The 26506-nt window shown below is 34.9% G+C and carries 17 protein-coding genes; 9 read left to right on the top strand and 8 right to left on the bottom strand.

The window, feature by feature from the left end:
* Positions 1–698: 698 nt before the first annotated feature.
* The 4 genes from PQ463_RS08385 to PQ463_RS08370 all read right to left on the bottom strand — a co-directional run bounded on the left by PQ463_RS08385 (position 699) and on the right by PQ463_RS08370 (position 7570).
* Positions 699–2135, bottom strand: a complete 1437-nt coding sequence (locus tag PQ463_RS08385) for a TolC family protein (RefSeq protein ID WP_026729725.1) — start codon at positions 2133–2135, stop codon at positions 699–701.
* Entirely contained in the window at positions 2125–5331 is a 3207-nt protein-coding gene (locus PQ463_RS08380) for an efflux RND transporter permease subunit (RefSeq protein ID WP_026729726.1), read from the bottom strand. Before PQ463_RS08380 ends, PQ463_RS08385 begins: the two co-directional genes overlap by 11 nt.
* Before the next feature lie 21 nt (positions 5332–5352).
* Entirely contained in the window at positions 5353–6435 is a 1083-nt protein-coding gene (locus PQ463_RS08375; RefSeq protein WP_026729727.1) for an efflux RND transporter periplasmic adaptor subunit, read from the bottom strand.
* A gap of 604 nt (positions 6436–7039) precedes the next feature.
* A complete protein-coding gene (locus PQ463_RS08370) occupies positions 7040–7570 on the bottom strand; it encodes a TraB/GumN family protein (RefSeq protein ID WP_274257220.1) in 531 nt (176 codons plus the stop codon).
* A 373-nt stretch (positions 7571–7943) separates the two neighbouring features.
* On the opposite strand from PQ463_RS08370, the gene PQ463_RS08365 reads away from it, so the two are divergent.
* Positions 7944–8195 carry a hypothetical protein gene (locus PQ463_RS08365; RefSeq protein ID WP_129746996.1) on the top strand — a complete coding sequence of 84 codons (252 nt, stop codon included), beginning with the start codon at positions 7944–7946 and terminating at the stop codon, positions 8193–8195.
* Between the two features lie 1006 nt (positions 8196–9201).
* A complete protein-coding gene (locus tag PQ463_RS08360; protein ID WP_274257218.1) occupies positions 9202–10419 on the top strand; it encodes a BCCT family transporter in 1218 nt (405 codons plus the stop codon).
* Positions 10420–10480: 61 nt separating this feature from the next.
* Here the strand turns inward: PQ463_RS08360 and PQ463_RS08355 are convergent, their stop codons facing one another.
* Both PQ463_RS08355 and PQ463_RS08350 read right to left on the bottom strand, forming a co-directional pair.
* Entirely contained in the window at positions 10481–11206 is a 726-nt protein-coding gene (locus tag PQ463_RS08355) for a LytR/AlgR family response regulator transcription factor (protein WP_111376076.1), read from the bottom strand.
* Positions 11193–12257, bottom strand: a complete 1065-nt coding sequence (locus PQ463_RS08350) for a sensor histidine kinase (protein WP_274257215.1) — start codon at positions 12255–12257, stop codon at positions 11193–11195. Before PQ463_RS08350 ends, PQ463_RS08355 begins: the two co-directional genes overlap by 14 nt.
* 154 nt (positions 12258–12411) lie before the next feature.
* On the opposite strand from PQ463_RS08350, the gene PQ463_RS08345 reads away from it, so the two are divergent.
* The 4 genes from PQ463_RS08345 to PQ463_RS08330 all read left to right on the top strand — a co-directional run bounded on the left by PQ463_RS08345 (position 12412) and on the right by PQ463_RS08330 (position 18981).
* Positions 12412–13878, top strand: coding sequence for an outer membrane protein assembly factor BamB (locus PQ463_RS08345; RefSeq protein ID WP_239457777.1), 1467 nt, complete (start codon positions 12412–12414; stop codon positions 13876–13878).
* A 577-nt stretch (positions 13879–14455) separates the two neighbouring features.
* Entirely contained in the window at positions 14456–14863 is a 408-nt protein-coding gene (locus tag PQ463_RS08340; RefSeq protein WP_111376078.1) for a hypothetical protein, read from the top strand.
* 125 nt (positions 14864–14988) lie between these two features.
* Positions 14989–16623 carry a SusR family glycan utilization regulator gene (gene susR, locus PQ463_RS08335; RefSeq protein WP_274257211.1) on the top strand — a complete coding sequence of 545 codons (1635 nt, stop codon included), beginning with the start codon at positions 14989–14991 and terminating at the stop codon, positions 16621–16623.
* Positions 16624–16869: 246 nt separating this feature from the next.
* Entirely contained in the window at positions 16870–18981 is a 2112-nt protein-coding gene (locus PQ463_RS08330) for a glycoside hydrolase family 97 protein (RefSeq protein WP_026729735.1), read from the top strand.
* Positions 18982–19268: 287 nt separating this feature from the next.
* Here the strand turns inward: PQ463_RS08330 and PQ463_RS08325 are convergent, their stop codons facing one another.
* Positions 19269–19466: a hypothetical protein gene (locus tag PQ463_RS08325; protein ID WP_111376080.1), complete on the bottom strand. Its 198-nt coding sequence runs from the start codon at positions 19464–19466 to the stop codon at positions 19269–19271.
* 528 nt (positions 19467–19994) lie between these two features.
* Here PQ463_RS08325 and PQ463_RS08320 point away from each other — a divergent pair.
* The 3 genes from PQ463_RS08320 to PQ463_RS08310 are packed head-to-tail and all read left to right on the top strand — an operon-like array spanning position 19995 to position 25402.
* Entirely contained in the window at positions 19995–22973 is a 2979-nt protein-coding gene (locus PQ463_RS08320) for a SusC/RagA family TonB-linked outer membrane protein (protein WP_274257207.1), read from the top strand.
* Positions 22974–23008: 35 nt separating this feature from the next.
* Positions 23009–24616 carry a RagB/SusD family nutrient uptake outer membrane protein gene (locus PQ463_RS08315; protein WP_026729737.1) on the top strand — a complete coding sequence of 536 codons (1608 nt, stop codon included), beginning with the start codon at positions 23009–23011 and terminating at the stop codon, positions 24614–24616.
* Between the two features lie 18 nt (positions 24617–24634).
* Positions 24635–25402 (top strand): SusE domain-containing protein, encoded by a 768-nt coding sequence (locus PQ463_RS08310; RefSeq protein ID WP_274257206.1) that lies wholly within the window; start codon positions 24635–24637, stop codon positions 25400–25402.
* 751 nt (positions 25403–26153) lie between these two features.
* Here PQ463_RS08310 and PQ463_RS08305 read toward each other — a convergent pair.
* Entirely contained in the window at positions 26154–26312 is a 159-nt protein-coding gene (locus PQ463_RS08305) for a hypothetical protein (protein WP_204251866.1), read from the bottom strand.
* Between the last annotated feature and the right edge of the window lie 194 nt (positions 26313–26506).

The following is a 26506-nucleotide window of genomic DNA, read 5'->3' as shown; positions in this document are numbered from 1 at the left end:
TATTTTTTGTTTAAAAAAAACAAGGTTATGTATTAAAATATGTTATTTATAATTTCTATTTTTTACGTAGAAATTTAGTAGTAGATTGTTAAAAGATTTTTTTAAAGCCAAAAGAGGTCTTCACATTCTTTATTATTTTATTTGTAAAAAAAACTTTCGTGTTTACTGTAATTTGATTAGATGCCATATTGTTTCTGATTAAAACAAATATATTTTTCTCTTCGAAACGTATCAATATTTCAAGATCTTCCTCAATGCGGCTTAATGATTTTTCAATTTCAAGATTTTTTTTAAAATGTTTTTTTATTCTTCTGGCAGAGATAATGCTTTTTTTATGAGTTCATTTTCCATTCCTAATATAGGAAAAATAAATTCTTTCTCTATCTCAAAATGCTGGGCCAATTCATTGCTGTAATGCCAGTCGGCGTAATTTTTAATTCTTTAAGGGGCAATTTTCTGCCACGGATTGCCCAGCATAATTCTAACGACTGCTGGTGGTCTATATGCAAAGAACTAAGCAGATGCCGTAAATCTCTTGGGGCACCTGCATTAATTATAACTTCTTTAAAACTCATTTTTTTATCAATTTAATTAAAGGGTTTAATATCTCTAATATAATGCAGCAATTTCCATTCCGAATTAAAATAGACCTTCACAAAAGAAGGCCTATTTTCTGATGGAAATATTTATGAAAACTACTAATTCCAGCCACCTCCTAATGCTCTGTAAACATTAACAAAGGCGTTCATCTGCTGTTTTTTGGTTTCGATAAGTTCAAATTTAGATTCTAAAGCATCTTTTTGAGTCAATAAAACTTCCATATAATCTGCTCTGGCAGAACTAAACAAATTGTTAGATATCTGAACAGATTCGTTTAAAGCATCAACTTGCTGTGACTTCAAGTCATAGCTTTTTGCCGTATTTTGAATTTTAGACAATTGGTTGGCAACTTCAACATAAGCATTTACCAATGTTCTTTCATAATTGTATACAGCCTGAATTTGCTTAGCTCCAGCGGTAAGATATTCTGCTTTTATTGCATTTCTATTAATTAGAGGAGCAACCAAATCGCCTGCTATAGAATACAACAAAGATTCTGGAGAAGTCAGTAAATATTTGGTATTAAAAGCTTCATATCCAATCCCTGCTGAAATGCCTAGCGAAGGGTAAAATTTCGCTTTAGCAGCTTTAATATCCAGTTTTGCGGCAATTAGTTCCATTTCTGCTTTTTTAATATCTGGACGATTTTCTAAAAGCTGGGAAGGTACTCCTGCGTGAATATCTGCCGGAGTAATAGTGCTGAAAGTATTGCTGCTTCTAGCAATTTTTTGAGGAAAACGCCCTAATAAGAAATTGATTTTATTCTCCGTTTCGGTAATTTGCTGCTGAATATCAAACTGAAGACTTTGCGTACTCAAAATCTGCGCTTCAAATCTACGTACAGCCAGTTCGTTCACTCTTGCAGCTTCTTTCTGTATTTTAACCACTTTTAAAGCATTGGTTTGAATGTCAATGTTTTGTTTGGTGATTTCTAGTTGATTATCTAATGCTAAAAGTTCATAATACGAATCGGCTATTTCTGCAATCAAATTGGTAATCACAAAATTCTTTCCTTCAATAGAACCTAAATAACGGTTTAAAGCGGCTTTTTTTGCATTATGAAGTTTGTTCCAAATATCTATTTCCCAACTTGAAGTCAGTGCAAAACGATAATTAGGAAGCGGATCAGGTGTTTCTTTGCCAGGCATAATATCTGTTGTTGCTTCGCCAGAACCTGTGCTGGTGTATCTTCCAGATTTGGTTAAATCGGCACCAGCGCTAAAACCAACAAAAGGCAAATATTCTCCTTTTCGTGCTTTTACTTCGCTTTTAGCAATTTCAATTTCTTGAAGCGTAATATTCAATTCCTGATTGTTTTTCAATGCAATATCAATCAGATTCTCCAAATTTTCATCTGTAAAATAGCTTCTCCATTTAACTTTTCCGGTATTTAGAGTGTCTAAACCATTATCAGCATAGTTTTCGGGTACCGTTTTATTTTCTGTTTTTTCTACAATAGAAGTTGTTTTACAACCCGCTATAGAGAGTAATACGCAGATAAGACCTGCGTATTTTATATTTCTGTTATTCTTCATTTTCCTCCGTTTGATTGTTTTTTGAAAAATCATCTACATGATGTATGAAATCATCAGATAAAGAGCTTTCTTCTTCTCCTTTAATTAGTTTTCGGCCTTGTGCCAATGAACCAAAAATGTAATATAGTCCAGGAACTATGATTACTCCGAAAATGGTTCCGAAAAGCATTCCGCCAAGCGCAGATCCTCCAATAGTTCTGTTTCCAATTGCGCCCGCTCCAGAAGCAAAAATTAACGGTATCAAACCAGCAATAAAGGCAAATGATGTCATTAAGATGGGTCTAAAACGAACTTTGGCGCCTTCAATTGCAGCTTCGAGAATTGTCGCGCCTTGCGAATGTTTTAATACAGCAAATTCGACGATCAGTACGGCATTTTTACCAAGCAATCCGACCAGCATAATCAATCCGATTTGAGCGTAAATATCGTTTTGCAAGCCCATTATTTGTAGAATGACAAACGAACCTAAAATTCCAACAGGAATAGATAAAATTACAGACAACGGAATAATAAAACTCTCATATTGTGCAGCCAATACGAAGTAAACGAAAGCCAATACCACTAAAAAGATATAAAGCGATTCGTTGCCTCTTCCAGCTTCATCATAAGAAAGACCTTCCCATGCAATATCATACCCTTTAGGAAGTGTTTTAAGAGCGGTTTCCTGTACCGCTTTAATGGCATCTGCAGTAGTGTATCCTTTTGCAGGCTGACCCTGAATAGCAGCAGAATTATACATGTTGTAACGCGTGATCTCATTAGGTCCCTGTGTTTTTTTAAGAGTCATAAAAGCAGAATAAGGCACCATTTCTCCATGATCATTTTTTACAAAGAGATTCAATACATCTGATGGGAGTCTTCTAAATTTCGGGTCAGATTGCACATATAATTTAAAGAAACGTCCAAATTTGATAAAACCTTGTTCGTAGGTACTTCCAATTAAAATATTTAAGTTTTCCATTGCCTTACCAATAGAAACGCCTTTTTGCATTGCTAAATCATTATTGATCTCCAATTCATACTGCGGATAATTGGCGGCAAAGAAAGTAAACAAACCAGAAAGCTCTTTACGTTTGCCTAGTTCTGCCATAAACTGCTTGTTGATTTTATCAAATTCCTGATAATTGGTGCTGGTAGTTTTGTCTAGTAAACGCATAGAAAAACCGCCAGAAGAACCAAATCCTGGAATTGCAGGCGGTTCAAAAAACTCTACGACAGCACCTAGATCTTTAGATTTCTTTTCTAATTCTTCCATGATTTCTGTTACAGAATGTTTTCTGTCAGACCATGATTTTAAGTTAATCAAACAGGTTCCAGCATTAGAACCACGACCTTCTGTCATGATTTCATAACCTGCCAAAGAAGAAACAGATTCAACGCCTTCGACTTTTTCACAGATTTTCTGCAATTTTTGAGCAACCTGATTGGTTCTTTCTAAAGTAGCGCCAGGAGGCGTTTGAATGATTCCGTAAATGGTTCCCTGATCTTCACTCGGAATAAATCCAGAAGGAAGTACTTTATTTTCTATAAAAATAAAAGCACAGAAGGCAATTAGAATTCCGAAAGTTAAAACTCTTCTGCTTACAATTGTTTTTAAAACCACAACATAGCGGCCTGTAAGTCTTTCAAACCATCTGTTAAAAGCATCTAGAGATTTTGTCAGGATATTTCCTTTTTTCTGTTTTCCATGATTGTTTTTCAAAAGAATGGCACAGAGAACAGGAGTAAGGGTCAAAGCTACAATGGCAGAAATAATAATTGAGCTCGACATCGTAACCGAAAATTGTCTGTAGAAAGTTCCCACGGGACCAGACATAAACGAAACAGGAATAAATACAGAAACCATAACGGCTGTAATAGCAATAATGGCACCTCCAATTTCGCCCAATACTAATTTAACGGCATGATAAGGTGTAATATGCGGAAATTCTTCAAATTTGGCATGGACGGCCTCGACGACGACAATAGCGTTATCGACTACAATTCCGATTGCTAATACCAATGAAAAGAGAGTAACCAAGTTGATTGACATTCCAAACAGCTGAATCACAAAGAAAGCGCCAATTAAAGATACTGGAACGGCAATAATTGGAATTAAAGTAGAACGCCAATCTCCTAAAAATATAAATACAACCAAAGCAACCAAAATGAAAGCATCTCTCAAAGTATGAACAACTTGGTCGATAGAAGCATCTAAGAATTGAGAAACGTCATAACTAATTTTATAATCCATTCCTGGAGGAAAACTCGCTTTCATTTCTTCGAGCTTTGCTTTAACATCATTAATTACGTCACTCGCGTTACTTCCGTAGTTTTGTTTTAATACAATTGCTGCAGAAGGATGACCGTCTAGATTCGAATAAATATCAAAGAATTCGCTTCCTAATTCAACTTTTGCAATGTCTTTTAATCGAATGCTTTCACCTTCAGAATTGGCACGTACAATTACATTTTCATATTGTTTAGGTTCATCATATCTTCCTTTATACGTCAGCACATATTCTAAAGATTGTGCAGCAATACCAGAACTTTGTCCTAATCGCCCAGGACGACCAATAATGCTTTGTTCTTGAAGTGCTTGCATAACTTCTTCAACAGAAATTTTATAAGCTCTCATTCTATCAGGATTCAACCAAACGCGCATGGCGTATTTACGGCTTCCAAGAATCTGAGTTCTCGCAACACCTTTAACACGGCTAATTTCTGGAATCATTTTTACATCGGCATAGTTGTAGAGAAACTTCTCATCCATGCTTCTGCTCTTCGAGTAAAGGTTGATATACATTAACATACTCGGTTGAATAGGAGTAATAACGACTCCTTCACGCTGAACCAGTTCAGGTAATAATGGCATTACCTGATCTACCCTTGTTTTAACTCTAATTACAGCTTCATTAGGATCGGTTCCTGGTTCAAAAATTATTCTAAGTGTTGCTTCTCCGGCACTCGTTGCATCTGTAGCCATGTAACGAACACCTTGTGTACCATTAAGCGAATTCTCTAAGGTAATTAAGGTAGATTTTACCAGTACATCGGCACTTGCACCTGGATAAGCGATAAAGATATTTACGGTTGTGGGCGCAATTTGTGGAAATTGCGATATAGGAAGCTGTTTGATGGACAGCGTACCTATAAAGACAATTATAATCGAAATTATAATTGCAAAAACGGGTCTATGTATAAATTTATTAAACATGTGTTCTTTTTTTAGATTCGGTTATTCTGCATACAATTCTAAATTGGACATAACCGATTGCGGTTTTACCACTTCGTAGTCTATTTTTTGATTTTCTTTTACAAGACGAAGCCCTTCTAAAAGTATTTTATCATGAAGAGACAAACCTTCCTTTATTACAAATAGGTGAGGCATTTCGGCAGCAATAACAACCTCTCTAGATTTTACAGCATTATTTTTATCAATTACATACACATATTTTTTGTCTAAAACTTCAAATGTCGCTTTTTGAGGTATTAGCATAGCATTTTTAAGTTCGATAGGCATTTGAATGCTTCCTGTTTCTCCGTGTCTTAATAATCTTTTTGGATTAGGAAAAGTGGCTCTAAAAGGAATATTTCCGGTTTCATTATCAAAGTCGGCTTCAATGGTTTCTACAACTCCAGGATATTGGAATTTTTTGTTGTTAGCCATCAAAAGATTAACTTTCATTTTACCGCTTTTTCCGGTCTTTTCCTGATAATCTAAATATTCAGATTCTGGAACGTTATAATATACCCACATTGAGCTGTTATCTGCCAATTCTGTAAGCAATTCTCCTTCATCAACTAAACTTCCCTGACGTACGTGAAACTTGTCAATGATTCCATCAAAAGGCGCTCTGATTTCTGTAAACTGAAGATGAACTTTGCTTAAAGCCATTTCAGCATTTGCTTTTTCTAATTTAGCTTTTGCCATTGCCAGTTCATTTAGAGAAACCACCTTTTCATCAGCTAACTTTTTAGCGTTTTGATATTCAATTGAACTGAAACTTACTTCAGCTTTTGATTTTTTTAATTCGGCTTCATAAAGAGCAGGCATGATTTTAAATAAGAGCTGACCTTTTTTTACCATTTGTCCTTCGTCTACATATATTTTTTCAAGATAACCGCGCTCTTGAGCTCTTATCTCAATATGTTGAATAGAATGTATTTGTGATACGTAATCTTTTGTAATGGTAGTATCTTTTTCGATTGGATTTGTAACCAGAAATTTGGTTTTTTCTTCTTTTTCTTCTTCTTTTTTAGAATTGCAGCCCGCAAAAACTAAGGCGCATAAAGTCATGATCATGAAAATTCTCTTCATAATTATTTCAGCATTAAAACGTAATTTATTTTTGATTTTAGATAAAAAGGTCTTTGGGAATAGACTATAGAAGTTCATATCCGTCTATTATCTAACTAAAGAACACAGAGGATAAAACTATAAAGTGATTGGCTATTGGCAAGCAATAGCGTTAAAAATCAAATTCTAAAAACCTGAAATAACAGATATACTTTATTGTCAAGTAAACTGAAAATTTTGCAGTTATTTACTTTTTGGGTAAAAGCAGTCGCAGAAACGACAAAATGATTACTTGTATGAAAAATTAAAAAGTAGTTGTTTTTTACAAGCTGTTTTTGGGTAGCCGAAAAATTATCCTCGTTTTCTTCATTATCGAAAAGGCATATTTTTCTTTTAAAAGATTCAAATGAACGTCCTCGATTTAATTTGGATTCACTTTGAGTATGATCTGCAAGAGTACAGAACGAAAACTTTTTATATAAAACAATGTTATTGTGTGCATAAACATTCCCATATCCATTTAAGAGAATGACTATTGAAAGTAAAAATTTAGTGCACCAATTTTTCATAAGAGTCACAAATTTAAACAAACGATGCCATAAAAGCAATGGTTTGACTTTATTTATTAGAAAATTTTATTTGATATCTCCCGATTATCATGATTGAGAAGGATGGACAAAACAATTTTTGACTGCAGCTGGGCTGCAATAAATGTGTGGAAATAGGTGGCGGTAAATGAGGTTATAAAGCTTAAATCTTTTTTGTTGCGATCAAAATAATTGATGAAATTTTGAAATTCTTTTCGTTTAGCCCAAATTGTAAACAATGACTTTTTTAGGGCTTCTTTAGTAATAACTCCTTTATTAATGTTTTTTTGCGCTTTCCAAACATCATAAATACCAGACTCAAATGAGATGGTATTAAAACCCATTTCTTGATGCAAGGACTCAACAATCTTGGTTTTCATTTCAAAAACATTTCCGTCAAAATGTATTTTTTCGCCAAGCATTACCACTTGAGCTTCTTTTATTTCTTCCTTTAAAAAAGAGAAATCTTCTACCGAAGTGTTTTCAGGTAAAACAATAACTTTCTGATTTAAACTCTGCGCTTTACCAATCTGGCAAATTAAAATAACCAGTAGTAGAGTATTTTTCATTTAAATAAATTGAAATTATGTTGAATGTAGACAAAGAGAGTTATAAAGATCGTTAAAAACAAAAAAAAGCTTCAGGTTTCTTTTAAGCTTTTTGCCTTAGCGGGAAAAGGACTCGAACTCGTTCGTAAAAAAATATTTCGGATTTATTGGATGGACCGTTTCGAACCTAAATCTGTCACTACCGTATTTTTCTGAGCTTCTACTTTTTGATAACATGACGCGGCCAGATCATCCGGAAATGAATGCGGAGTAATCAAGAGCTGTTTTTATTGGGAAAACTACAATTTTTAACATACTTCACTATCTCGGAAAAAGATTAAATTTTATATTTGGGATGAGAATACAAAAAGTTTCAAACAACAGATCTTTTGCTATGGAAAAAGCTATACGATTAAAAGTGAGAAAAGATTTGGACCCCCGCCAGCAGCTCACCTTTATCAGATTAAAGGGCAGCCTTATATCAAAGGGCTATACAGAAATTATCCACATTATGGACCAGGACGATGAGTTTCATATTAACAGCTTTGAAACGCTACCCGAGCATCGCAGGGAAGTGGAGGAATATATTTCGGGATTCATCAGCTCGGAGAATCTTGCCGATACTATTTCCATAAACAGCTATTAAATTTAAAGCTGAGAAGAGTTAAACTGCCAGACAGGGAGAGATGAGCCTGCTGTCTGATGATGTGGTATGTTTTTTTATTGCAACGGAATTTTTTAAACCAAAATTTTAAGCACTAGGCGAGATTTGGCCTGCAAGCAGGGGTTGTCTTTTATTGGCATTATGAGTTTGGTGTGGGTGTACTGTTTGGGATTGATTTAAAAATCAATATGATTTCTTAAATTATTCCCGAGAAAATAATATGGGATAATTTGTTAAGTAAAATAGGTATTGTGAATTCTGTATTCTGAATAATAGAGTTTAAGGTAATTTAATGAATTCTATATTCCGGGCTCTGGACAGGCTCACTTTCATTGAGCTAATTTTATTTTTTTGTCTTTTAAAAAATAAAGACTTCCACCATAATCCATAATATTATAAGCATTTTGGCAAGTTGAAACTAATTGATATTCGTTCTATGGCTTTAATTGAAAAAAATAGTTTCCCTTCTTTTTGAAAGATCATTAGAGAAGCAAACCAAATTTTAGCTTCAGTAGAACAGTAGATTAATAAGTAGTTCAGTAAAAAAAAAGCAATCTGCCTATTCATTGAATGGTTTACATGATTTCTGATTTTTTAAAAAAGACGCTCTGCCATTCAAATCTCAGCGGTGAAGAGCTTGATTTTAAGGAACTAGGTGCAAGGTAAAGGCTTAAGGGCAGGATTCTGCCATAAAATTTGAAATGGAAAATTCTTTGCAAATCCGCCTAAACTTTTTGTGGTACTTTTGAAGGCAACTCCATATTTGATTTAATTCCTGTTTTTTATTTATTTTCTTTATATTTGTTAGGTAGGTCTGTTATCTTCTCTGTCAAAACTTCATTTGTAACAGCTTGTATTTAGTTTTATATTTCTTTGGAATTTAAAGTTAATATCGGATTTTTTCTGATTATTTTTCATTTAACCTAATTATTAGAAATTATATGCAGCAATTTCACAAAAAAAAACAACACTTAGTATAGGTGTTACGGTGCCCAGTTTGGTTTTTATTATAGGAATTTGTGTGCTGTCGGCTATTTCTCCAGGCTTTACTGAAGATCTTCTGAATGTCATGAAAAATTTCATTTTTGTTAATCTGAACTGGGTATACGTTTGGTCAGTTACCATTTTTGTTTTGTTCTTGATTTATCTAATGATAAGCAAATACGGAAATATCCGGCTTGGAAGGAATAATAGCAAACCAGATTATTCTTTTTTCTCGTGGATTTCAATGCTTTTTGCTGCAGGAATGGGAATTGGTTTGATGTATTTTAGCGTTGCGGAACCGATGCAGCATTATTCCAATGAAATTTTTGCTGGAAAAACTCTTGTTCAAAGAACTCAGAATGCCCAGCTTTATACCTTTTTTCATTGGGGAATCCATGCTTGGGCAATTTATGGAGTGGTCGGGCTTTCCTTAGCTTATTTTACATACCGATACAGATTGCCGCTCTCGCTTAGGAGTTGCTTTTATCCTTTATTGAAAGATAAAATTAAAGGCAGGTGGGGAAATATAATTGATGTTTTTGCGCTTTGCAGTACATTTTTTGGAATTACTACAACGCTGGGCTTTGGTGTGGTGCAGATCAATTCAGGGTTACAGATGTTGAATGTTGTGCCTGAAAACAGTTTTGTTTATCAGGTTATGATTGTTGCCGTATTGGTTTCTTTGTCCATTTTTTCAGCGATGAGTGGCTTGGATAAAGGAGTTAAAATTCTCAGCGGAATCAATATTGCAAGTGTAATACTTTTGCTTCTTTTTGTATTGATTCTGGGTCCGACGGTCTATCTTATTGGTAGTTTTACAGAAGGAATCGGGACTTATATCAATAGTTTTTTCAGCCTTACTTTTAATACGCACATTTATGAAGAAAATACCCAGCCTTGGTTTTATAACTGGACCATTCTTTACTGGGCTTGGTGGATTTCGTGGTCGCCTTATGTTGGACTTTTTATTGCTAGAATTTCTAAGGGCAGAACTATTAGAGAGTTTGTTGGCGCTGTTTTGATATTGCCGACCTTGTTTAATTTTATCTGGATGTCTGTTTTTGGCGGAAGCGCCATTTGGTTTGATTTGCATACAGCCAACGGCGCACTGAGTTCATTAGCGGGTAATCCTGATGCTTTGATGTTTAGTTTTTTGGAATATCTTCCTCTGACAAGAGCGTTGAGTTTCATTGTAATTTCGATCAATATAGCACTTTTATAACATACCCCTGTAATAGTAATGGATATTACATCCATAAGAAGTGGAGTGGAATCGACAGAAATCAGTGGTAATTATGTAAAGAATTTAAGATACGAGATACGTATGCATGATAAAATCTTCCGATAGGCAATTGCTTATTTTTGATATTGACAATACTAGTGCTGAAGCCTGTTATTTTATTTGTTGCTACTAAAAATGAACGATGAATTCTACAGAACAAACCTTCAGGCAGTTTCTCTTGCATTTCAGTAATGGATTGGTAGGTCTTATAACATTCTGTAGTGGTAAAAATCAACAAATAATTGCCTTGAGATTCAAAATAGCTTATTTCTTCCAGAAAAAGTTTCACCATCTTTCTTTCACATTTCACAAAAATAAACGGATTTTCTTTCTCTTGTTTTTTAGAATGTAATATCGTTTCATTGAACTCTCTGGCTTTACTGTATTTATTTATAGCTTTCGTAAAACGTTCTAGAGAAATTGGTTTTAAAATATAATCGAGAGCATCAATCTCAAATCCTTGGACAGCATATTCTGTATAAGCAGTTGTGAAAATTACAGCGGTTTCTGCATGCAGACTTTTGGCAAATTCTATTCCTGATTTTCCCGGTAAATTTATATCTAAAAAAATAAGATCAATTTTGTGCGATTTTAAAATATTCTGCGCATTGGAAACACTGGTAAATTTTCCTTTCAAATCCAGAAAATCAAACTTCGCAATATGAAGTTCCAGTAAAATAGAGGCCGGTAATTCATCTTCAATTATAATACAATTAATTGCTGACATCTTTTATCTTTATTTTTAAGGAAACAAAAAAACTTAACATCTCATTTTTTATGGTCAAAGTATGTTTTGCAGGATATAGCAGCTCTAATCTCCTTTTTACATTTGCAATTCCAATTCCGCTGCGCACATTATCTCCTGTAGTATTATAATGCTCAGGCAGGCTATTTTCAATTTTAACCACAAGCCATTCATCGCTTGCATTAATAGCAATTGTAATCCAGCCCTGATTGTTCTCATCTAAACAATGCTTATAGCTGTTTTCGATAAATGGAAGTATCAAAAAAGGCTCAATAAAATGATTCTCAACATTTCCATAAAGGCTAAAACTCAATTGAAGCTGATTTTCAAAACGCAGCTGTTGTAACGAAATATAATTTTTGAGATAATCTATTTCGTTTTGCAGAGAGATACTTTTATTGTTCAAATCGTAAATCGAAAACCGAAGCAGATCCGATATTTTAATCACAATTTCAGCAGAATCATCTGATTTGTTCAAAATTTTAGAGTATAAGCTATTCAGGACATTGAATAGAAAATGTGGATGGAACTGGTTTCGGAGCGAGGATAATTCTGCTTGAAGCTTTTCGGATAAAATCGTCTGGACCTTATTTTTTTCTTCTGCTAAATAATATAAAAGTTTAAATGCAATTGGCGTTGTAACTACAAATTGTAATTTACTCACATTGTACAAAAAGACTGGTGCCGACAAAAGAGGTTCTCTCTTCCAGAAAGTCATATAATAACGTAATATTATATAATTGTCAATTAGCCGCTGCAAGAATGCAAAAACTAGAATCAGAAGAACATAGCAACCGATAAAAATGGCAGTTTTTTTCTTAAATAACAAATTAGGCATTAAAAACTCAACAATAATAGTCACGAACAGTATCTTAGGCAAAACGCTGTACCATTCGTTTCGCCAAGCCATAATGAAATCGTCTTCGGGAAGTCCCTGGATCATACTAAACAGTAAAATATAACCCAACCAGTACAAGGTATAGAGTTTTATCTTTTGAGATTTGTTTTCGGGATTGTAGCTGATTTGCCCCAATTGGTCAAGTTTTATATTAATGCAAAAATAAGGCTTTATTTCAAATCAAAATTGTTGTCTGCAATGCAAATCATGTTGTTTAAATAAATTCTTTTTTTGGAATGAAAAAGAAAAATAACTTTCGTTCAAAAACTAACTTAAAAAATAACCAAAGATGAAAAAAAAAATCTTTTTTTTCTTGATTTTAATGTCTTTAGCATTTATTGCAAATGCTAGAAATTCTACAAGTCATAAAAAAAAACTAACCAAACCGAGCATGAAGCCAATGTATTTAATTGCAGTAATAGGAATTCTTTTTGGAATAAGCAGTTTACCAGTTTTTGGACAGCAGAAAAAAAACACAACTGTAAGTGTATTTCAAAATCGCGTTTTTAACGGAGATAAACACATGCTATTAGGCGATTTAAAATGGGCTTTTAAAACAAGTGGAAAAATATTTTCTTCACCTATTGTTTATAATGGTATTGTTTATATAGGTAGTGAGGATGGCAATCTTTATGCTATCAATCAGAAAACGGGCAAAACACATTGGAAATTTAAAACGGGAGGTGCGGTACACAGCTCTCCGGCAGTTTTCAAAAACACTGTCTATATTGGAAGTTTTGATGGCTACTATTATGCTCTTGATATCCACACAGGTCATATGAAATGGAAATTCAAAACAGGTGGAGAAAAGTGGTTTGACGAAATAGGTTTTCTGAGTTTTAAGCCTGTGGACAAATGCATGGATGATTTGTGGGATTTCTTTTTGTCCTCTCCTGTTATAAAACCCGACGATAAAAATCCAAGAATTTTCTTTGGCAGCAGTGATGGGAATGTATATGCACTCAATGCAAATACAGGAGAGTTGGAATGGAAATTTGCGGCAAAAGGATCGATTCACTGCAGTCCTGTCCTGTATAAGAACACACTCTATATTGGTAGTTGGGATGCTAATCTGTATGCCGTAGATACAGAGACTGGAAAAATGCAATGGAAATTTGCAACAGGAATGCAATTGGGCTTTAAAGGAATTGAATCTAGCGTAGCAGTTGCTAATGATATGGTTTATTTTGGCGCTCGTGATCCTTTTTTATTTGCGCTCAATGCCAAAACCGGAAAATTGGTTTGGAAGTATGACGCGGCTTATTCCTGGATTATCAGTTCGCCAGTTGTAGCGAATGACGTTCTGTATGTCGGCACATCCGACACTTTTGCACTGTTGGCCCTGGATGCAAAAAGTGGAAAAGAATTATATAAGTTTAAAGCAAACGGTTATGTATATTCTTCTCCGGCGATTGCTGGTGATACGGCTTACTTTGGAGATTTTACCGGTAATTTCTTTGCAGTAAACGTTCAATCTTCGGGCAAGCAATGGAACTGTTTCAGCACAGATAGCAGAATGTTATATGCCTCTGAAATATTAAATAATGGCTTCCTTGACTTTTCTTATGCTGCCAAAGGGGCTGATTTTTCTTTTTACGATGTCAATAAAACCGTGATGGATCAATTTTATAAATTGGGCTCCATTGTTTCTTCTCCTTTTATTTCCAATAACACTGTTTATTTTGGAAGCGCTGACGGGAATTGTTACGCAATTGGGCTAAAATCAAGAAATAATTCATACCCAAAATTCAAATAATTTAAACCCAAATAAAATTGTACGGCTATACAATGAAATGCGGTTTTTTTTCTGGCATTCCTATTCTCTTTTTATTTGTTTAGGATAGGATATTTCCAAAATCGAAAAGAAAGTTAATGCCATAAAATCATTAGGAACACGATGCCTGTTTGGATATTGAGGGGGCAAACAGATTTTATAGGAAATCTTTATGATGAGAATACACCGCCAACAGAGCAGACGAAATCTAAAATACTCTGTGATTCCAAATTCCTGTACTTTGCTTTTAGATAATATGGTAATGAACCGGATAATCATAAAACGTTTGTCGAGAAGTGATGGCTTTGATGGCGGTCGGTTGACGTTAATACTGACAGCTACCATGATAAAAGACCGGGGTTCTCATTTGCCATAAATATCGAGAGTAAAGAGTGATTAATTTAAAGAACGGTTGGTCTCTCGGTATTCTGGAAAGTGTAATGACAGACTAATATGTCAAAATCGATAGTGGTCAAGAACGACAAGAAGTGCATATAGAACCGCTTACCAATAATCTTGTTGGTTATGTTAAAAGGATTTTAACGGCCGAAATAGTTTTTTGGGAGCAATTGTAACGGCAACCAGCAGAAATACGGATGAACCGCAATTTCTGCTTTTGCGAAAAGCAGCGTATTCCGGCGGATTGGATTTCAAGCACAATTGGAAAAACAGGAAATATTTTATTGGTGGAAATGCAATCTCCAGCCATGTCTTAGGTTCAAGAGAATCGATTACGAACACGCAGAGAGAAATTTCACATTTGTTTCAAAGAGTAGATGCTGATTATATTTCTGTTGATAAAAGCAGAACGTCACTTACGGGGACGGGAGGAAAGATTGAAGCAGGAAAGGCCGCTGAAGGACACTGGCGATATAATGCGACACTAACCTCGCCTTCGCCGGAATTGGAGCTCAACGATATTGGCTTCTGTGTCAGGGGGATGAAATCAAGCAGATTTTTTATGTAGTGATCAATCCTTAAAATCTTTTCATGATGATGCGTTTTGAGCCACGACTTTTGATTTTGGTGGATTTCATAATGCAAGATAATAATATTAAACTATAAACTTAATCTAAACAAAATAAACACAGAATGAATAAATTTTGGACTTTATTCCTTATTATCTGCCTTCCTGTACAACTATATTCTCAAGATGAAATTAATTCATTGTTAGATGAATTAGATGCTGCTATTGATAAAAGAGAAATCTATCATAATAAAAAGGAAACTGAAATAAGTAAACTTGTCAGTTTGAAGAAATTAACTTCTACGAACGTTCAGAAATATGAGATATTTGAAAAGTTATATAATGAATACAGGGCTTATCAGTCAGATTCAGCTTTAAATTATGCCCGTAGAAGTTTAATAGCGGCTAACATCTTAAAGGATTTAACCAAAATTAATACTGCAAAATTGAATTTAGCATCTATTATGGGAACTTTGGGGATGTATAAAGAAGCAACCGATATTTTGCAAGGGATCGATATACATTCTACGCCTGAAATTAAGAGCTTCTACTACGGCGTACAGAGTTCCCTGTATCTGTATATGTCCATATATGCCGCCTCCAAACAGGAAAAAAAAAGCTACGAACAATTGAGCGAACAGTTTCGGGATTCCGTTTTTAAGTACGAGTCAAAATCGAATGTTATTACTCAAGCGAATATTTTGTTTGAAAAAAGGCAATATGACAAGACCCTTCAAATGTTACACGATTATTTTTATAAAATGGATAAAAATGATCCTGATAGAGCAATCGTAGCCTATATTATATCTAGAACCTACCAAAAGAAGAAAAATTTCCATCAGGAGAAAAAGTGGTTAATCAAATCGGCAATTTCAGATTTGAAATTAGATAAAAGGGAATACATTTCACTTCGATCTTTGGCTTTTATCATGTATAAAGAAGATGATGTAGACCGGGCCTATAAATATATCCAACGCTCTTTGGAAGATGCGCTTTTTTGCAATGCCCGTTTGAGGACCTACGAAATTTCTAGAATGCTGTCTATCATCGATCTAGCTTATCAAGAACAGAATGAAACCAACCGTTGGCAATTGATAATGTTTTTAATAAGTGTGAGTATTTTATCTCTATTGTTAATGGTTGCTTTGGTTTTGCTATTTAAAGAGATGAAAAAAAAATCCGTAGCCAAAAGGGAAATTAGTTTGGCCAACAGTAAGCTCGTTGAATTAAATAAAGAGTTGAACAGTTTTAATGAAAGATTAAATTATGCCAACTCAACGCTTATAGAGGCTAATTTGGTTAAGGAAATTTACATTGGGCGTTATATGGATCAGTGCTCGCTATATATTAGCAAGTTAGAGGAATATCAGCGTAGATTGAATGTTATTCTTTCCAGTGGAAAAACAGCCGAATTAGTCAAAGCCGTGAAATCTAAAGAATTCATTGAAGTGGAATTAAAAGAATTTTACAAAAATTTTGACAAGACTTTTTTGTCTCTTTTTCCAAATTTCATTGAAGAATTTAATGAATTGCTTATTGATAATGAGTGTATTAAATTAAAACCCGGAGAGTTGATGAATACTGAATTGCGAATATATGCCTTAATCCGACTAGGAATTTCAGATAGTGTAAAAATTGCGGATTTTTTGCGCTATTCTTTATCTACGATTTATAATTACAGAACCAAACTAAGAAATAAAGCTTTAGGTCCTCGGGATAAATTTGAAGCAAATGTGATGCGAATAGAGACTAATATATAGTTTTTTTTAAAATTTGCCGCCTTTTTACTCTTCTTATAGTAAAAAGGCTTTTATTATTCTACCAAATTACTACTTTTTCGTAGGATTAAGTATCGTTAAGTTATTTAAAATAAATTCATTATGCTTTTTAGGGCTGACTTTTTGCTACCAAACCATCATAGCAAGAATTGTGGCCGAAAAAACGCTTTAAATTTGATGGAACTAAAAAAGCTAAAACAAACCATTAATTTTATTAACTCAATTCAAATGAAACATTTCTTACTATTGACCTTGCTGTGCCTGGCATCTAATAGCTTGTTGGCGCAGCAATTAAAATCTCCCAATCAAAAATTTCAAATGAAGTTTTCTTTACAAAGTGATGGCACACCCATTTATAGCTTGAATTATAAGGACAAGGTAGTTATTAAGCCGAGCAAACTGGGATTGGAGCTGAAAAATGATTCAAAATCATTACTGAATGATTTCACAGTTATTGATTCTGCCAAGAGTACTTTTGACGAAAACTGGAAGCCAGTTTGGGGAGAAGTAGCCAGCATTCGTAACCATTATAATGAATTGGCGGTAACCCTAAACCAAAAAGGAACCGATAGACAGCTGGTTATCCGTTTCCGATTGTTTGACGAAGGTTTAGGCTTTCGCTATGAATTTCCTTTGCAAAAAAATCTAACTTATTTTATTATTAAAGAAGAAAAAAGCCAGTTTGCAATGAATGGAGACCATACCGCTTTCTGGATTCCAGGAGATTATGATACTCAGGAATACGATTATACGACTTCTAAATTGTCTGAAATAAGAGGTTTGACTAAAAAAGCCACTACCGAAAATGTTTCGCAGCAATCTTTTTCGCCGACAGGAGTCCAGACGGCCCTGATGATGAAAACAGCAGATGGGCTTTTTATCAATCTGCATGAAGCCGCCTTAATTAATTATTCATGTATGCATTTGAATTTGGATGACAAGAATATGGTTTTTGAATCGTGGTTAACGCCAGACGCCAAAGGTGATAAAGGCTATATGCAGGCACCTTGCCAATCGCCTTGGAGAACTATTATGGCAAGTGATGATGCCACGGAAATTTTGGCTTCAAAAATGATTTTGAACTTAAATGATCCTTGTAAAATCGAGGATACTTCTTGGATTAAACCAATGAAATACGTTGGGGTTTGGTGGGAAATGATTACAGGGAAAAGCACTTGGGCCTATACCGATGAATATCCAACAGTGCAATTAGGGCTTACCGATTATGCAAAAGCTAAACCCAACGGAAAACATGGCGCCAATACGGCTAATGTAAAAAAATACATTGATTTCGCAGCTGCAAATGGGTTTAGTGCGGTATTGGTAGAGGGTTGGAACGAAGGCTGGGAAGATTGGTTTGGCCAGTCTAAAGATTATGTTTTTGATTTTGTAACCCCTTATCCTGATTTTGATGTAAAAGGAATTCAGGAGTATGCCAAATCGAAAGGGATTAAAATAATCATGCATCACGAAACTTCCGGCTCTACACGCAATTATGAACGTCATATGGACAAAGCTTATCGTTTTATGAAAGACAATGGTTATGATGCTGTAAAGAGCGGCTATGTGGGGCCAATCCTTCCGCGCGGTGAAAATCATTATAATCAATGGCTTGTCAATCATTATCAGTTTGCAATTGAAAAAGCGGCAGACTATAAAATCATGGTCAACGCACATGAAGCGATTCGTCCAACAGGGATTTGCAGAACTTATCCAAATTTAATTGGAAATGAATCGGCTAGAGGAACAGAATACCAGGCTTTTGGGGGATCCAAGCCTAATCACGTTACAATTTTGCCATTTACCAGATTAATTGGCGGCCCAATGGATTATACTCCTGGAATTTTTGAAATGAATATCAGCAAAATTAATCCAGAAAACAATTCGCATTTAAACAGCACCTTGGCAAATCAATTAGGATTGTACGTAACAATGTACAGCCCATTGCAAATGGCTGCTGACTTGCCGGAAAATTACGAGCGTTTTCCAGATGCTTTCCAATTTATTAAAGATGTTGCTGTAGACTGGAGTGAGAGTAAATATTTAGAAGCTGACCCTGGAGAATTCATCACAGTTGCAAGAAAAGCGAAAGGAACGGAGGATTGGTTTATAGGTAACGTAAATGGTGAAAAATCAAGAACTTCATCTATTACTTTGGATTTCCTAAAAAAAGGTAAAAATTACCAAGCAACCATTTATGCAGATGCAAAAGAAGCGCATTACAAAACCAATCCGCAGGCTTATATTATTCGAAAGATAAAAGTTGATAGTAAATCTAAATTAGCGCAATATACTGCTCCGGGAGGCGGTTATGCTATAAGTATTATTGAATTGAAATAGAGACTAATGACTTTGGAAATTAATTTTACCTATTTAATTGTTTAAATAAAATAAAAGCTGTTTTATTATCCCTAAACCCCTCAAAGCAATTTGAGGGGTTTTTATCTTCATTGTGCAAACAGTCCTATTCATATTCTTTTTACTTCAACTCGGAAAATTTCAATTCCAAGATGCATCCCCATAAGTACTTCCTAGAGTGCTTTCTTTCAGTTGAGCGTCCAACGATTATGGTGCTGAATATTCCTATAAGTTTAGTCTCCTTCAAGTTTTTAATGATAGATGGCTTTTTAGCCATCAGCATTCAAAAGCGGATCATATTCACAATTAAAAGATATATTCGGTATATCAGCCTCAAAAGATCCCGCCATTTCGGCAAGGATGCTACTCTGAAAATTCAATTTCTGATCTGTAATTGCGTATTTAGGCTGATAACTTAAAGTTTCTCCTTCCTGTTTTGTGACTTTTTTTTTGGAGATTCCTAGCAAGAAAAAACTATTGAAACAAACCTTTGGCGGTGGGCAGAATTAAAAATCTTCCTGCATATTCTGCATTATCAACACTTAAGGATCAAATCAGAAAATCTTCTACAAAATATATTAGATTTTGTGCCTTCAGGATTATTGAGAGAGATCAAACCAATTAGTTTTTTTAAGGCATTTTAATTTAAAATATTTCGATTGAAGCGCAGAGCATTAAAGAATTAACAATTTTTACTAGCGTAATAAATCTAATGTTAAACTAACTTTTTTGCAAATGCGATTTGCCTAGCTCAAATCTGATTTTTTACTACATAGGCACTACTTTTTACAGGTGTTAAATGGTGTTAATTGTTTGTTTTTAAGGTGTTTGCGCGTATGTAACAACTCGTTTAGCTACATTTTTTTTATTGTCAAAATTAAGACTTTAAACGCTTCATAATTTTGTGTCAGCGAAATCGAAATAATCTCTCCTTAGATCATAGCGATTTTGCAAAAACAGTATTACTAACAACCAAACTTATTTAAACCAAACTTATGAAAACAATTTACAGAAAGTTGTTATTTTTATTCCTATTGGTGCCTTTTACAGTATTAGCCCAGAACACGTTAAGCGGTACTGTTGCTGACAAAAGGACGGGTCAGCCAATACCGGGAGTAAATTTAAATGTACAAGGTGCTCCAAACGGTGCATCTACGGGATTTGACGGTAATTTCCAACTGTCAAATGTTAGAAGCGGAAACAAAATTGTTGTTTCTTTCATTGGATACAAAACCCAGACCATTGATTACACAGGACAAAAAACATTAAATGTTTTTTTAGAAGAAGATGCAAACCAGCTCAAAGAAGTTCTAGTTCAGGTAGGTTACGGAACTGTTAAGAAAAAAGATGCAACAGGTTCTGTTTCACAAATTGCAGCAAAAGACTTTAATAAAGGGATTAACGTTACTTCTGAGAGTTTAATTAAGGGCCGTATTTCAGGCGTGAATATAACAGGCGGAGGAGCGCCTGGAGCAAAAGCGGACATTAGAATTAGAGGAGGCTCATCGTTAAATGCTTCAAACGAACCTTTAATTGTAATAGACGGACTTCCCACTAGTAATGCGGTACCGAACGGGGCTACAAGTATTTTGGCTACAATAGATCCTAATGATATTGAGTCGTTTACAGTTTTAAAAGATGCATCTGCGGCTGCAATTTATGGATCTAGGGCTGCAAATGGTGTAATTGTAATTACAACAAAGAAAGGCTCTAAGGCTGGAATGAAGGTTTCATTCAATTCTCAAACCGGCGTGGATACTGTTGCTGATACAGTCGATGTATTGAGTGCTGATCAATTTCGGAATTTAGTAAATGAAAAAGGTTCAGCAGCTCAGAAGGCATTGTTAGGCACTGCCAATACAAATTGGCAAGATGAAATTTTTCATACTGTACTGACAACCAACAATAATGTATCCGCAAGCGGTGCGCTATTTGGCAAGCTTCCTGTTAGGCTTTCTTTAGGCAACATTAACAACCCTGGAATATTAAAAAATACAAGCTTTGAGAGGACTACTGCTTCATTGACTATGAATCCTGTTTTATTTGATAACCATTTAAAAGTTGATATTAGCGGTAATTTGTCTTTTGGTAAAAATAGATTTCAAAATCAAGGCGCTGTAATTGGCAATGCAATAGGATTTGATCCTACGCAGCCAGTATACCAGACGGGATCTCGTTATGGCGGATATTTCGAATGGTTAGAAGCAAATGGCAATTTACCCTTATTGCCAGGAAGGAACCCTGTGGCTTTATTAGATCAGACGAACAACAGTTCAACCTCTACTAGAAAATGGGGAAATGTAAGGTTAGATTATAATTTGCATTTCTTTGAAGATTTAAGGGCTGTGCTTGAATTGGGCATTGATAAATTTGATAGCAACGGATTTATAGATATAAGCACTGAAAGTGCCACTGGATATCAGCCTAATGTTTTTAGCTCAGGAAATTGGGTGAATAAAGGAGGAAATACGCATTATACGGACTCGCGCCAAAATAAAAACTTAAATGCCTATTTTAATTATAGCAAAGATTTAGGAAAGTTTAAAACTGATGTTACGGCAGGCTATAACTATCAAATGTTTCAAAGAGAAGGATTTACAACTAATAATGTAAGAGTTCCCGGTACTGAGCCTGATGTTCAAACGGATCCAGATATTAATTTGCAGTCTTACTTTGGTCGTGTAAATCTAGGATATGATGGCAGGTATTTATTAACATTGAATTATAGAAGAGACGGTACTTCGCGTTTTTCTGAAAAAAACAGATGGGGTAATTTTTCAGGCGCTGCTTTCGCATGGAACATTTCAAGTGAGTCGTTTTTGAAAGATAATAGTGCTTTATCAAATCTTAAATTACGATTAGGGTATGGTGAGACTGGACAGCAGGATATTAGTGCTTCGTACGATTATCTAAAAAGAGTGACTTTGGGCACGGTGAACTCTCAGTATATTTTTGGAAACACTATCTACAGGGTAGCAAGAACTGAAGGTTATAATCCAGACATTAAATGGGAAGAATTAGCTGAAGCCAATATAGGTTTAGATTATGGATTATTCAATAATAGAATAACAGGATCCATCAACTATTTTAATAAAAAGTCAAATGATCTTTTAGCTTTTATTGCTTATCCTGATGGCGCGAATATGAGAAATCAGGGTTTTTCTAACGTAGGCAGCGTAAAGACAGATGGTGTTGAATTTAGCATCGAATCAGACATTATAAAAAATGATAATTTAAACTGGAATTTAGCTTTTAATGCAACTTATATTAAACAGGAAATAACCAATTTAGGCTTTACTGTTCCGGGTTTTCAAGGATATACCACTGGAGGTATTGCAGGTGGTAATGGTAATCAGATACAAATTAACTCTGTAGGATTTGCTCCCAATACCTTTTATGTTTATGAGCAGCTATATGATGCAAATAAAAGACCGATCCAAGGAGCTTACGCAGATAGAAATAAAGACGGGCAAATTAACACCGAGGACCGTTACAGGCTTCACAAAGCGGCACCGGATTATACGTTTGGCTTTGTCAGCACATTGAATTACAAAAATTTTGATTTTACAATGAATTGGAGAGCTAGTTTAGGAAATTATGTTTTTGACAATATAAGCTCTGATAAAGGATACCTGCAGGCAGGCTTAAGAAGAGAAACTGATTTGGCCAATGTTACTATAGATTATTATAACACGGGTTTTGATGCTGAAACTAATTCAAATGGAACCCAACGCAACTATTCTGATTATTTCATAAAAGATGCATCTTTCATAAAATTAGATAACCTGACAATAGGCTATGCATTAGGGAAAAAGATATTAAAGTCTGCCGCATTGAGATTTTCTGCAGGAGTTCAAAATGTTTTGACTTTCACAAAATACGACGGTTTGGATCCTGAACAGTTTAATGGCATTGATGGTAATGTTTATCCAAGAGCCAGAACTTACTTCTTTGGAGTTAATGCCAATTTGTAATAGTACATTCATGAACAAATTTTAAAAAAATAAAAATGAAAATATCATTTAAATATATAGCTTATTTTCTTCTATTCATTTTTGGATTAAATATGGTGCTTACTTCGTGTACAAGCGACCTAGAAGTGACCCCAAAAGACGATGATGAATTTTTATCAGATTCCTTTTTTAAAGACCCCTCATCCTATAAACAAGGATTGGCTAAGCTGTATGCAGGTTTATATGTCGGAGGAAATGATGGTGATGGAATTGCTGATATTGCTGGAATTGGAGGAGATTTTAGCAGCTATTTGAGGTTATTGTTTGCAATGCAAGAGTTTACAACGGACGAAGCTATTGTATCGTGGGGAGATGATGGTCTGCCAGCATTAAATTTTCAGACGTGGAGCACCAATAATCAATTCTTATATGGATTGTATTCCAGAGCTTTTTACCATATTAGTATTGCTAATGAATTTTTAAGGCAAACCACAGATGAAAAATTAGCAGAAAGAGGTGTTGATGCCAGCCTGAAAAGTGAAATTACCACCTTTAGGGCAGAGGCCCGCTTCTTAAGAGCATTTTCATACTATAATTTGATGGATCTCTTTGGTAATGTGCCTATTATCACGGAGAAGGACCCAGTTGGTTTTTTCTATCCCGAACAAAAAGCAAGAGCAGAAGTTTTTGCATTCATTGAATCCGAATTGAAAGATTTAGACAAAAGCCTTGCCGCTTCAAGAGCAAATGAATACGGAAGAATAGATAAAACAGCTGCTAAATTTTTATTGGCGCAAATTTATCTTAATGCAAAAGTATATAGCGGAACGGCAAAGAATGATGAGGCAATAGCGGCCTGCAATGATGTTATTAATTCAGCTTACAGTTTTGCAGATGTGCCATACCGATATTTATTTGCAGCTGACAATAATGTCAATGGAGCGCAAAATGAATTTATTTTCCCGGTGATCAATGACGGTAATGCTATTAGAGCTACAGGCGGAGGTATGAGCTTCATTTTGCACGCTTCTATAGGAGGAACAATGGATGCCGCGACCCAAGGGATGGATGGGGGCTGGTCAGGCATCAGAACAAGAAAAGAATTTGTTCAATTGTTTCCCGATGAAAATGCTACTGGAGATGTCAGAGGCACTTTCTATACCAATGGACAAACCTTAGATATTGCTAACGTAGGCGCTTTTTCAAACGGTTACGCAGTTACCAAGTACACTAATGTAAATTCTGATGGAAGCGCAGCGCAAAGAAATGATATTCCAGATACAGATTTTCCGATGTTTAGATTATCAGATGCATATTTAATGTATGCTGAAGCAACTTTAAGAGGTGCATCAAACGGCAATATCGAAACAGCTTTAGGTTACGTGAATAAAATCAGAAAAAGAGCTAATGCAACTAGTATTTCAACTTCCGATTTAACATTAGATTTTATTCTTGCAGAAAGGGCAAGAGAATTGTTTTGGGAATGCCACAGGCGAACTGATTTAATTCGATTTGACAAATTTACCGGTTCAAGTAAACTATGGCAATGGAAGGGAGGCATTCAAAATGGGACTTCTACACAATCCTACAGAGATATTATGCCAATTCCCAGCACAACCATTCAAGCTAACCCGACTTTAAAACAAAACCCTGGATATAACTAACATATAAAAGATAATAAAATGAAAAATATATATAAAATTCTGGCTGCATTAATTGCCATATTAATAGTGTCATGTAATGCTGATGATGTTGAAAACAGACCGGTAATCACTGAGGGGATTGCGCCAGTACTGCTCACTCCGCAATCTAATTTTAATATTGTGCTCGAAAATGCCAATGCTACAAGCTTAGCGACTACTTTTGTTTGGAATGAAGCACATTATGAGGGAACTGAAACAGTTATTAATTATACAATTGAAGTGGCAAAAGCTGGTACCGATTTTAAAAATCCTACTATAGCGAGTGTAACCACCGCTACATTTAAAAGCTTTACAGTTGAAGAATTAAATGCCGTCGCTTTAAATGCTGGGCTTACATCTTTTGTCGAAGGAAAGCTGGATGTACGAATTAGATCTACAGTCGGTGCAGTTAACGCACTGCCGCAAACATCTAATTTTTACACTATCACCGTAACGCCATACCCTGCATGGCCAAACTGGGGCATAATTGGCAGCGCGACGGCAGCAACAACAGGTGGTGACGGTTGGACAGCCGATGCTGACTTAAATTATAATTCAGCTTCTAAAAAATATTCCATCACGATGGATTTAGCCGCGGGGGAAATCAAATTTAGATTAGATGATGACTGGGCAACAAATTACGGCGATAATGGAAGTGATGGAACTTTAGATGCAGGCGGCACGAATATTCCAATTGTAACAGCAGGAAACTATACTATTGTAGTTGACTTCACTGCAAAAACTTACACTGTTACAAAAAATTATTAATTTTCCATTGTGATAAAAGGCCATCTTAGGATGGCCTTTTTTTAATAATGCTATCGGGACAAATCGAAATTACTGCCAATCAATAGTTTGTTCGTAGTTAGGTTATATTCTTTTTTTTTTTGATAGCCCTCACTGCTGTAGCTACAATATTTTGAATCATAATGCTCACTTCTCGATCGGCTTCGCTGATTCTTTTTGTCATGTTATTTTCAGAATCAGGCAAGAAATTATTTTAACAATTTTTCTATTTCTTGATAGTAAATTTTATCAAGGGATAAGTGTAATTATTCTTTAATTGCATATCCTTTCTTATAAAAATCTTTGCCTTTTAAAAAAATCTTTGAACAAACTTATATTGCTCTCTTTTTTGTATGCTAATGCTAAATAGTAATATGTTTCCGCTAAATAGTCATCTATTATAAGTTATTTTTTTTCTGCTTTCAATCCGCAGAATTTTATCGAAATCTTCGAGGTCAAAATTTGGCTGTATGTCCTGTAAGTTTGAATTAAGAACAGATTTAATTTTATTGATCGGTGTCTTTTTTTGACTAATGTTCTAAAAGCGTGTATCATGGTTCTGTAATTTTCTTCTGTAAGGATAAACCGCAAAATTAGCAAATCACTAGACAGACTATCGATAACAATTGTTTTAAAAAAAAGTTTTTATTGCCTGTTGAGAACCCTGATGAGCGATATAGATGTGATGCCTAAAATAGGAAGCAATGTAATGTTGTGGGATGACTTGTATGATTTAGGTACAGGTCCTAAGACATCCTTTTTCAATGAAAAACATTGTTTTTGAAACACTGCCTTCTTCCAGCAGTATGGTTCTGGCAGGAATCTCTATTGGAGCAAAAATCGGTATTAGAATACACCATCTGTCGGTATTGGTTTGTGTTTTTTCTGGCATGGCTGCATCTTTACTTGACCGAAAAGGTTATATTATATAACTGATGTTGATTTTTACTAAATTTATTGAAAACAGAATGATTATCTGCAGGGTTAAATGTACTTGTAATCTTCTGAGGTGCTATACCCGTGAGCTGCAATAGTTATATGGATGAGCTACTGACGTATTTGGACTATTGGTTTTCCGTACCCAAG

Origin of the sequence: Flavobacterium sp. KACC 22763 (assembly GCF_028736155.1) — a bacterium.
In the GTDB taxonomy this organism is placed as follows: domain Bacteria; phylum Bacteroidota; class Bacteroidia; order Flavobacteriales; family Flavobacteriaceae; genus Flavobacterium.
The sequence above is the reverse complement of the archived record's forward strand: the minus strand, read 5'-3'. Positions and strand labels throughout refer to the sequence as shown.